7 protein-coding genes are annotated in these 11,071 nt (G+C 53.3%); 4 read left to right on the plus strand and 3 right to left on the minus strand.

The genetic code is table 11. The features are described from left to right. Positions 1-3: 3 nt before the first annotated feature. Complete coding sequence (gene dnaK / locus R6U67_RS10265) at positions 4-1,926, minus strand: molecular chaperone DnaK (RefSeq protein ID WP_410252453.1); 1,923 nt, start codon at positions 1,924-1,926, stop codon at positions 4-6. Between the two features lie 390 nt (positions 1,927-2,316). On the opposite strand from dnaK, the gene R6U67_RS10270 reads away from it, so the two are divergent. Next, positions 2,317-3,147, plus strand: a complete 831-nt coding sequence (locus R6U67_RS10270) for a 4'-phosphopantetheinyl transferase family protein (protein ID WP_410252454.1) — start codon at positions 2,317-2,319, stop codon at positions 3,145-3,147. Between the two features lie 282 nt (positions 3,148-3,429). Next, complete coding sequence (locus R6U67_RS10275; RefSeq protein WP_068788309.1) at positions 3,430-3,645, plus strand: hypothetical protein; 216 nt, start codon at positions 3,430-3,432, stop codon at positions 3,643-3,645. An 83-nt stretch (positions 3,646-3,728) separates the two neighbouring features. Here R6U67_RS10275 and R6U67_RS10280 read toward each other — a convergent pair whose 3' ends face one another. Together R6U67_RS10280 and R6U67_RS10285 are read right to left on the minus strand one after the other, a co-directional pair. Further along, positions 3,729-5,435: a DUF3685 domain-containing protein gene (locus R6U67_RS10280; RefSeq protein ID WP_410252455.1), complete on the minus strand. Its 1,707-nt coding sequence runs from the start codon at positions 5,433-5,435 to the stop codon at positions 3,729-3,731. A 76-nt stretch (positions 5,436-5,511) separates the two neighbouring features. Beyond that, positions 5,512-7,701: a hypothetical protein gene (locus R6U67_RS10285; protein ID WP_410252456.1), complete on the minus strand. Its 2,190-nt coding sequence runs from the start codon at positions 7,699-7,701 to the stop codon at positions 5,512-5,514. A gap of 214 nt (positions 7,702-7,915) precedes the next feature. On the opposite strand from R6U67_RS10285, the gene R6U67_RS10290 reads away from it, so the two are divergent. Then, entirely contained in the window at positions 7,916-9,292 is a 1,377-nt protein-coding gene (locus R6U67_RS10290) for a TIGR04283 family arsenosugar biosynthesis glycosyltransferase (protein ID WP_410252457.1), read from the plus strand. A gap of 525 nt (positions 9,293-9,817) precedes the next feature. Further along, on the plus strand, positions 9,818-11,071 hold a 1,254-nt coding region (locus tag R6U67_RS10295), incomplete at its 3' end, for an Ig-like domain-containing protein (protein ID WP_410252458.1).

Consider the following 11,071-nt stretch of genomic DNA (forward strand, 5'->3'; position numbering starts at 1 on the left):
GAACTACTTATTGTCCGTTTCCGAGAACTCAGCATCGATGACATCATCTCCACCATCATTGCCAGACTCAGGAGGCGCACCGGCTCCGGGAGCTGCCCCGGCTTCAGCACCGGCCGCATCGCCACCGGCTTGTTGATAGAGATTGGTGCTAACGGCGTAGAGTGCTTGTTGCAACTCTTCCATTTTCGACTCAATGGCCGCATCATCATCTTGACCGAGAGCTTCCTTGAGTTCGGCAATCAGACCTTCAATCTTGGTCTTATCATCAGCGGGGACTTTATCGCCGAGGTCTTCGATTTGCTTCTCAGCTTGATAGGCCAAGGTATCGGCTTGGTTTTTCTTGTCGATGCGTTCGCGGCGTTTGCGGTCTTCCTCCGCATTGGCTTCAGCATCTTTGACCATGTTGTCGACTTCGTTGTCGGAGAGAGTCGAGGCACCGGTGATGCTGATGGACTGCTCTTTACCCGACCCTTTATCTTTGGCCGTGACGTTGAGAATCCCGTTGGCGTCGATATCGAAGGTGACTTCGATTTGAGGCACACCGCGAGGTGCGGGAGGAATACCATCGAGACGGAAGGTTCCCAAGCTCTTGTTATCTTTGGAGAATTCCCGTTCCCCTTGTAGAACGTGGATTTCGACGTTGGTTTGCCCATCGACCGCCGTGGAGAAGGTTTCCGATTTCTTGGTCGGAATCGTGGTGTTGCGGGGAATGAGTTTGGTCATCACGCCGCCGAGGGTTTCGACCCCCAGGGAGAGGGGGGTGACATCCAACAGTAGGATATCTTTGACTTCTCCGGCGAGAACGCCACCTTGAATAGCGGCACCGGTGGCGACCACTTCGTCAGGGTTGACGCTTTGGTTGGGGGCCTTACCCAGAACTTTCTCAACTAACTGTTGAATGGCGGGAATCCGGGTCGAACCACCGACGAGAACAACCTCGTTGATGTCGGTTTTGCTGAGTTTGGCATCTTTGAGAGCATTCTCAACGGGGATACGGCAACGGTCGATGAGACTGGCGCAAATTTCTTCAAACTTGGCCCGCGTCAGGGTCATATCGACGTGCTTCGGTCCGTCTTGGGTGGCGGTGATGAAGGGCAGGTTGATCTCAGCTTGGGTAACGCTAGAGAGTTCGATTTTGGCTTTCTCTGCCGCTTCTGTCAGCCGTTGTAGGGCCTGTTTGTCTTTGCGTAGGTCAATCCCTTCGGATTTCTCAAATTCAGCGGCGATGTAGTCCACGATTTGTTTGTCGAAGTCATCCCCACCGAGGTGAGTGTCGCCGGAGGTGGCCATCACTTCAAAGACGCCGTCGCCGACTTCGAGGATGGAGACGTCAAAGGTTCCGCCACCGAGGTCGAAGACGAGGATGGTTTCGTTACTTTTTTTGTCGAGTCCATAGGCTAACGAGGCGGCGGTTGGCTCGTTGATAATCCGTAGGACTTCGAGTCCGGCAATTTTCCCAGCGTCTTTGGTCGCTTGACGTTGGGAGTCATTGAAGTAAGCGGGAACGGTGATCACCGCTTGGGTGACGGTTTCACCGAGGTATTTGCTGGCATCTTCGGCCAGTTTCCGCAGCACTTGAGCGGAGATTTCTTCGGGGGCGAATTGCTTTTCGGCTTGGGGACAGTCGAGTTTGACGCTCCCGTTGACGTTGAGGACTTTGTAGGGCACCTCAGTGGTTTCGTGGGTGACTTCGTCATGACGACGACCGATAAAGCGTTTAACGGAGTAGAAGGTGTTGGTGGGGTTCATGACCGCTTGGCGTTTGGCGATCTGACCCACGAGGCGATCGCCGTTTTTCGCATAGGCCACAACGGATGGGGTGGTGCGAAACCCTTCAGCGTTCGCGATAACGGTGGGTTTCCCCCCTTCCATGACCGCAACACAAGAGTTGGTGGTTCCGAGGTCAATTCCAACGACTTTAGCCATAAGTTTCCTAATTTCTAGTTATCTACAAAAAAAATAATGGGCGGTGAGCCAAGCATCTGCTTGGGGGTTCCCGTTAGCTGGGGTCGCGCATTTGGGGGAGTGCGATCGCCAACTCGGTTTCCAAGGGAGCCAGGGTTCGAATCGGATTGGCTCGAACGCTGTTAAACTCTCGCCGGTAGATTCCGATGTCTGTCTCTATACTGAATGGCTGAGGCACTTCCCTTGAAGGGGTATTTTCCGAACCTAGATGGGGACGGTTTCAGGGGCATTCAGGTTAGAAACTGGCGGCTTGGGCATCTTGTTTCTCATGGTACAGTCCGCTGATGAGACTGCCATTAGGGGAAACCGTAGTCGGGTTGATCGTAGTTTCACCATCGGGAAAACCGAAGTATGACTTCACTGTTTACTCAATCTTGGTCGGATTGGCCGGCTGTTCCGCCTCTGGTGAGCCATCAGGTTTGGGTTTGGCGGCTATGTTTGAAGGATTGGCCCTGGGGGGCTGAGGATGAGTCTCTGTTGGCGATCGCCGAACGGGAGCGGGCTCAACGGTATCGTCGTGGGGAGGATCGCCATCGCTTTGTACTGACGCGCTGTTGGCTACGACGGCTGTTGGGGGTCTATCTTGGCCAAGATCCCCGCGCCTTGAGGTTTGAGGTTACCTCTCGGGGAAAGCCGTTTCTGGCTGGGTTTCCGCTTCTGTTTAATCTCTCTCATTCGGGGGATTGGGCCTTGTTGGCGTTTGGTCGCGATCGCCCTCTCGGGATTGATGTCGAAGCGCATCGATCTGTGTCGGTGATGTCCCTGGCTCGCCGCTTTTTTCAGCCCTCGGAGTTGGCGAGGTTAGAGGCGTTACCCCCGACGGAACAAGAACGGCTCTTTTTTGAGTATTGGACGGCGAAAGAGGCCTATCTCAAGGCGACGGGGGAAGGGTTAGGAGCCTTGTCGCGGGTCGCTGTTGATGAGATGCTCCTAGAGGGCGATCGCCGACCTCTCTGGCGCTGTTGGAGGGAGTCGGACTGTACCCCAACCTTTGAGGCTCAACGGTTGCCGCTTGAGCCGGGTTATAGTGCGGCGATCGTGGTGGGTCCGGCTGGCGGGGAACTGTTTTCTGAGCCATTGCTCGGGCAATATGTTACTAAATTTAACAATAAATCCGCAAGAATACGGATTGATTTAGGCACGATTTCCGCGAAAATGAGACCATCGTTGTTGGCAAATTAAACCTCAGTCAAATCGACGAAGTTCTTGAACTGACTGGACTTTTCTCAATCGACTTGCAGATTGAGCCAGGGCCATTCTGGGGATTGTCAGGAATGTTTTATGAGAATGCCAGCGTTAATATCAAAGTTTTTTTGCGAAGTGGATTTACATCTTGTTCTGTTGAAAAAAGACGCTATGCTGTAAGCGTTGGTTGCTCAGAGATAACGTTTAACTGCAACTTGCCTCAACACAACGGGACCCAGACCATCTGGGTTGTTCTGACTCTAACTCTAGGAGGTATCCGTGACTCCCATTTTACTTCGTCAACTTTGGTCAATCGTCGAGCGGACCCAGGCCAACCTGATCCTCAGCTTGGATGATGCGAGCTTGTCCCAGTGGCTCCTCAAACAACTGCAACAAAGTTTAGCCCTAGACAGTGGTGATGTGCGGCTTTTGGATGATTACATCCGCACGAAAACACCCCTGATTCGCGACTTGGCGCAACAACGTAGTTCCTGACGTTTTAAGACCTTTGACCGATCCGCGATCACCAGTCATTTACCCCAGTCTGAAGCGTTCGTCTGGGGAATTGATCTGGGGGATTAGTCTGAATTACGGGTTCTGGAGCTAGAGCGAGAGGTGCGTGTTTTCGCATTGCCGAGATTGTCCAAAATACCCCGTCCAACCAGGCCTAGCCCTCGTCCGAGGACTTGGGTTAAGACATAGACCAAGCCATTGCCAACCCAACTGACCACTGAGCGGAGGCGGGGAGCGAGAGCATCTCGTCCTTCGAGAACCAAGGTCACGGCTTGACGGACCCCTGAGAGGGCCAAAAATTCCTCGCGACGATGGGCGTAAATGGTCATGCGCTTAATGCCCCGTTCTGTGAAGACAAAGAGCCAGAAGCGGCTTTCGTAAATGGCCCGAGGTTCTTCGAGATAGGTTTCCCAGCGATATTTCCAGGATAAATCGTTACGGAGTCGTTCGATATCTCGGGTTGAGAGGAATTGGCGATCGTAAAATTGCCGTTCAATGGTTTCGATACCGGTGACTTGATCGAGTAGGGGTTGAATCACGCTGTTCGCCACGGCAATGAGAAGATTATGCAGCAGATATTCCGCCCGCAGGGTGGCCTCGGGACTGCCAAATTCATGGCTGAGGTCATCGACGGCTAGGGGGGTTTGGAATAATAGATGTGAGAGTAAGTCGGGGAGGAGGGGGATTTTGTCGAGGATAGCGGCTTGCACGACGTCGGATTGTTGCAGCAGGATATCGACGAGTTCAACGGATTCACCGTTGAAGCTTAGGGTGTAATAGCGGCCAAAAAATTCTTGGCTTGTTCCTCGCCAGAGATCGAGGGCGAGGCGATCGCGGCGTTCGAGAAGACGCTCTGGGGTGATGTCGGAGTGACGGAGTTCGCTAAGGAGATTTTGAAACATCCGTAAGGCGGTGACGAGAAGTTGTCGCCGCTTTTCGGGGCGTAAAATATCAATTTCTAGGGGAATCTCGCTCAGGTTCCGTAGGGGGGGTTGCAGTTTGCTGAAAATTGCATCGAGGAGGAGGCCTTCGATATCCTCGCTGGCTAGGTTGGGGGAGGTGAGGGAGCCAGGTTCGGCAACCGTTAAGGCGGTGGCGGGAGAGGTCGAGGATCGGCTTGGGGATTGGCTGGGCTGGGGCGGTGAGGCGGGACGGGGCGATCGCAGTTGACAGACTAGCCAGCGAGCGGCGCTGAGTTCTCGCTGTCGTCCTTTGAGAACAATGCGCTGAATTAGGGTGAGGTTGGGATCTTGGAGCCAGCGTTCGATTTGGTCTTGTTCGCGATCGATGTACTCGACTCCGGGAATCCGAGCTTCAGCTTGAGCCGAGGTGGGCGGGGTGTTGCTGACGTTGGTGTCAGGATCAATGCGGGCCGGGGCTTGCCAGGTGGTTTCTCCCGCCAGGATGCACAGCACGGCGTTAAAGAGTTCTCGCGGTGGGGTTCCTTTGGCACAATAGCCCCTCAAGCCGGAGCGTTGGGCTAGGCTCAGTTGGGCCACCGTCAGGGGTGAACACCACAATAAAATCGGTATCGGAGATTCGGGAGGAGTTGGCTCTAGCTGTTTAGCTAAGCGCAGCCCAGCGGTGAAGTCTCCGATAATGATGACATCAACTCGATGGTCGTCTAAGGTGGATTGAGCTTGAGCGGGGGTATTGGTATCGAATACTGAGACGACTCCAGGCTGTTGGCTTAACCAGGTTCGCAGTCCTAAACGGATCACTTCATCAGCTTCAATCAAGAGAAGGGTTAACGGAGCATCGGTATCAGTCATGAGAGCGTTCGGCGATCGCACTGGGTTCGGGAACCCATGCGATCGCGAAGGGGATTGTTAGTTTAGCGAAATAGGATTAGTAGATAATTTTCTTCTCAGGAGGAGCTTCGTAGTACGGTTCCGGCTCTGCATAGTTCGGTTCCGGCTCGTAGTAGGGTTCCGGCTCGTAGTAGGGTTCCGGCTCGTAGTAGGGTTCCGGCTCGTAGTAAGGCTCGGGAGCGGGGTTGTTGTAGACCGGAGCGGGAGCTGGGGCCGGCGCGGGAGCGGGAGCTGGCGCGGGAGCCGGGGCTGGGGCTGGGGCCGGCGCGGGAGCTGACGCTTCAGCATCATCCGAGGCGGACGCGGGGGCTGGGGCCGGCGCGGGAGCGGGAGATGGGGAACTGGAGTTAGAACGAGAGCGAGAAGATGGACCTCCTTGATCTCGTTCCCGTAGCCAGCGGCCGATTTCGCCTTGGGCCTCGTAATAGAGGGGGCGGCCGGGGGCGATTTGGGCGGCCGTGGCGATCGCGTCGGTGAGCTTTCCTTCTTCGGCATACTCGATGGCCTCATCGAGTATGGGCCGATCTTCAAAGCGGCTCCATTCTTCTCGGAAGCGGGAGACAGCTTCTCGGGCTTCGTCATAGAGGGGGCGATCGCGCTCAATTTGCTGAGCCAGTTCAACGGCTTCGGCAAATTTTTCCTCTTGGGCGAGCTGTTCGGCTTCATCGAGAATGGGTTGATCTTCGAGAACCAGAATTTGGGCTTGGCTCTCGGCGATCAGTTGTTGGGCTTGGCTCCAAGCGGCACTGTCTTCACTAATGTTACGAGCTTGGACAATGGCGGCCTCATGTCCTTCGATGGTGTTGAGTCCGGCTAACCGTTCGGCGCGACGCAGGTAGGGGCGATCGCCCACTCGTTGAACTTCGTTGCTCCAGTGAGCCACAAGGGTTTGAGCATGAACTCGGCGAGGGCGATTGGGATCAATGGCTGCCGCTTGAGAAATGGCTAGGTTCAAGGCGAAGGGTTGCCCCACATCAGCAACGGTACTGGCCACTTGGAGTTGATAGAGATCTTGCAGGTGGTTTTCCCAGAGTGGAATCCGATCCTGGGCCAAGGCGTAGAGGGGATGCTCAGGGGTGAGACTTTCGGCTAAGTCTTGAGCTTCTAACAGGGCTAAGATGTTCCCACCAATGGATTGTTGAAAGAGGTTCTCGGCGTTGAGGATGCGATCGGTTTGGGCAAATAAGCGCACTTCCTGGGCGGCTTCATAGACGGCGGCTTCAGGCGGAATCACTTGGGCGGCTTCAAAGGCCTGTTGGTAGTTGCCCTCAAGTTGTTGACGAATGGCTCGATCAACAACTTCTGCGCTCCATTTGTCAATGTCCTCTTGGGCATCTTCGCGGGCAAAGGTCTCCGGGGCAATGTTGATCACCAGAGCTAATGCCGCTTGGTATTCCTGGGGTGTTTCCCAGACAATGCCTTCCCGAGCTTGTTTGAGCCGTCGTCGTCCTTCTTTTTCGGCGGCAACTCGTGCCATCAAGGTATCGAGGCGAGCGCCACTCCAGTAGCGATCGCCAATCCGGCCGAGTCGCTGGGCATGGACTTCGGCCTCGTTCCAACGTTCGGCTTTTAAGGCATCTATGGCCTGACTGTAAAGCTGTTGCCCCCGTTCCCAACCCTGATCCCAGTTCTGGATTGTGGTTTGGGCTTCGTTATACAGGGGGCTGTTACTGGGAACCCGGCTCAGGAGGCCGATGGCGACGGGCAAGTTGCCAGCAATCACTTCCTGGTTAGCCCGCTGCATCAACATTTTGGACCATTGCTCGGTGAAACGAAGTCCTTGGCGGTAAAGGGGGTGGTTTTCGGGCCAGCCTTGCACCAGGCGAATGGCCTGTTCAATTTCGGGCACTTGCCCCGATTGTGCGGCTTGTTGGGCGCAGTAGAGTCGGGCGCGATCGGGGGCCATTCTCGACACGGTGCGACAGTCGGTGACGGCGGGCATGGAGAATAACCAGGTCAAGGCTCCGATCGCGGTGCTAGTAAAGCCCACTAGCACGAGGAACCAGAATAGATGCCAACCCCACAACCGTTCTAGGGCTTGTTGGGGCAGCAGGGCGGCCCGAGCCAAGAGGGGCATCGAGGCCGCTTCAGAGGGATTGGGTTGGGGCGCGTCTTGGGAGGCAGGTTCTGCCGCGTCCTCAACTGATTCTGGAATGTTGGGGAGCTGCTCGGAGGCTTGCTCCTCATCAAACCGGATGCTAATGGGGTCGCTTTGTTGATTCGCCATGCCTTTTGCCAATGCCGGAGTGTGGTGAAAACACCTTTCAATATATGCGATCTTAGCGGAATGTCTAAGCCTTAACCGTAGATTTTCGAAAAAAGTTGTTTAGATATTAGATGAACGTCTGGCTCAGATTTTCGGCTCAGATTTTCGGCTCAGATTTCTGGCTCAGAGGAGGGTGGACAAGGACAAAAGCCAGGATAAATATAGACTACAGGCAATGATGAAAACTGTGAATACCAATAGCCAAAACCGTAAGTCTGGAGCCGTTGGAACGATTGTCTTGACTCGCTATCCTCAAGCGGGCCGCACCAAAACTCGTTTGATTCCCGCGTTAGGTCCGCGAGGGGCCGCTTGGTTGCAGGAAAAAATGACTCGGCACACTGTTGATCATTTACGAGACTGGCGCGAGAAATCCGGGGGCTGGGTCCAAGTTCGTTCGGTGGGGGCGAGTCCTGGACGGGTTCAACGCTGGTTAGGCGAGGATTTGCCGGTCAAGCCACAAGGATCTGGGGATTTGGGCGATCGCCTGGTTCGGGCCTTTTGTGAGGGTTTTGCTGAGGGGATGGAACGGTTGGCGCTGGTGGGGATTGATTGTCCGAATCTGGATGCTGCGGTTCTCGATGAGGCGATGCGGGGGTTGGATGAGGCGGATGTGGTGTTAGGACCGGCGAATGATGGCGGCTATTATTTGATGGCGCTCAAGCCGACTCCGGTGGAGGTGTTGGAAGGACTTTGTTCGGGGGTTGATTGGGGCAGCGATCGCGTTTTGAGCCAAACTTTAGCCCAAATTGAGTCGTTAGGCTTAACGGTTCATCTGTTGCGTCCCTTGTCGGATGTGGATTGTCCTGAGGAGTTACGGGTTTGGGATCAGGCTCGTTGCAAGTGCGAGCCGATGATTTCGGTGATTATGCCGGTTTTGAATGAGGCGCAGCAGCTACCTGAGAGTTTGGCTCAGGTTTTGACGGGGGAGAACATTGAGGCGATCGTGGTTGATGGGGGAAGTCATGACAATACGGTGGAGATGGCTGAGGAGATGGCCCGGGATGGGTCTAATCGGGGACGAGTTCGGGTGCTGTCATCGCCTCGGGGACGTGCGCTTCAGTTTAACGTCGGTTTAGCGGTGGCCCGGGGGGAATGGGTGCTATTGCTTCATGGAGACACCCAGGTGCCTCAGGGGTTTGATATGGTCATTCGGGAGGTGTTGCGCGGGGAGGATGGGGTGGCTGGTGCGTTTGAGTTGCGTGTGGCTGGTGCGGCGAGGGGGTTGCGTTGGGTGGAATGGGGGGTGCGTTGGCGATCGCGCCTGTTGCAGTTACCTTATGGTGATCAGGGATTGTTTCTCTCTCGTCAACGGTTGCTGCAAGTGGGGGGGATTCCTGATTTACCCTTGATGGAGGATTTTGAACTGGTTCGCCGCTTGCAAGGACTGGGCCGGATTGCGATCGCTCCGGTGGCTGTCGTCACCTCTGCGCGACGTTGGGAACGTCTGGGGGTGCTACGAGTCATGTTGCTCAACCAATTGATTGTTTTGGGCTATTTACTCGGAATTTCCCCGAAACGGTTGGCACAATGGTATCGTCGCCGCCGGGGGTAGTGTTTTGGGGCGATCGATGATACTATGGATTCCGAGACTTTAAAGAGTCGTCCAGCTTATCCCTGAAACATAAAGCTGTGACGGACGATATCTGGTTTCAGTCACTGACATCGTCTCTACTACGCGCGAATTTCTCAGTTCGCTCTTCGCATAACTCATTTGAAACGGCAGCCTCAGGGCTGCTGTTTTTTTTGGCTTGGGATTGATTTAAAAATCAATCCTGTCTAAAAGCACTCGGGTTTAGGTTACTCAAATATTGGCAAATCACTATAGTGTGGCCTATAGCGAGTCATGTTTTCCTAACAATTTCGTCCAGTCTTGGGAATCTAATCTCGAACTCAACCGATGTTAAAAATCGTAAAAATATATTACAGTTAAACTAAGCAGATTTCACTGACCCAAAATAAATGTTAAATTGAGTGAGCGCGGAAGAATTAATGATTTGGACAATCCAGGATTTTGTTTTTCACTAAACAGAACTTAGGACACTCGACCAACACTCATGTTAAATAAGGAACTCTGGTTATGACGTCACAAGTTCCCTCAAAATTTCAGTCTGATACAGGACTCCTGAAGCGAGCTTCTAATTATTTTCGGGGGTTAATTGGTCTGTTTGTGATTGGGACGGTTACCCTCGTCGCCTACACTCTAATTCAGCAACATGGCTGTAATGCAATTATTTGGTGGCAACAGGGTGACAAAGTAAGCTGTTGGAAAACCGCAGTGACCCCCCAATCCCTAGAACTAAAACCTGGGGAAACCGCCAGCCTCAATGCTCAAGTGACCGGGACAGGCTACCATAGTCCAGAAATTCGTTGGACATCTCAGAAAGGAGGAATTGCCTTTTTAGATCAAGACGAAGGACAACAAGTTGTCGTCCAAGGAAAACAGGCGGGGAAAACCAATATATTGGTCAAAATTGGTGTAGAAAATCAAAATCTAGCCAAGAACTCAGCAAATTTTGAAATTCCTGTCGAGGTGTTACCTGCTTTAAGCATTACTCCGCAAGAATTACGGATTAAAGAAGGACTTGAGAGACAATTCAAGGTTAATTTTACCGGTATTGGATGGCTCAGGGATAAGTCGATTTCTTGGCAAGTCGCCAATCCCGACCTGCTCCAAATTGATGAGAGCAATCGAGTCAAGGCTCTAAAAACTGGAACCACAACCCTAAAAGCTGTTTGGAATGAAGACCCCCGTGTAAATCAGACGATTCGGGTTTCTGTGATTGAGAATCCGCCTCAAATTACAGGGATTCAACTTGAATCGGACTCCCAGGAGTTCTACGTTGGTGAGACGGGTCATCTAAACGCACAAGCGGTTTGTCAAGGGAATTGTACAGGAGACGATACTCAGGTTCTCTGGTCTTCTAATTATCCTGACCAGGCGATGATTTCTGCTGATGGTGATCTCAAGGCGTTAGAACCGGGAGATGTGACCTTAACGGCTACTTCAATTATTGATGATAGCCAGTCCCGCTCGATTAACCTTAGCATTCTCGCTCCTGTTGTCACCGATGTTTCGATTGACCCCTCCCCAGTCAGAATTGCGGTTGATAGCCAGAAACGAGTTCAGGCGACGCTAGAGGGACGAGGCTCGTTCAATAAATATGTGTCTTGGACATCGCGGAATCCTAAAATTGCCAAAGTTGATAACAATGGAATTGTGACGGGTTTGAAGAGAGGAAAAACCAACCTTGAGGGTCGCTCAGTCAACGATGCCAATCAAAAGGCTGTCGCGGAGGTGTATGTTACCGAGGGAAATGGAGGATGTTCCCCT

It is taken from the genome of Sodalinema sp. (assembly GCF_046483825.1).
Lineage (GTDB): Bacteria > Cyanobacteriota > Cyanobacteriia > Cyanobacteriales > Geitlerinemataceae > Sodalinema.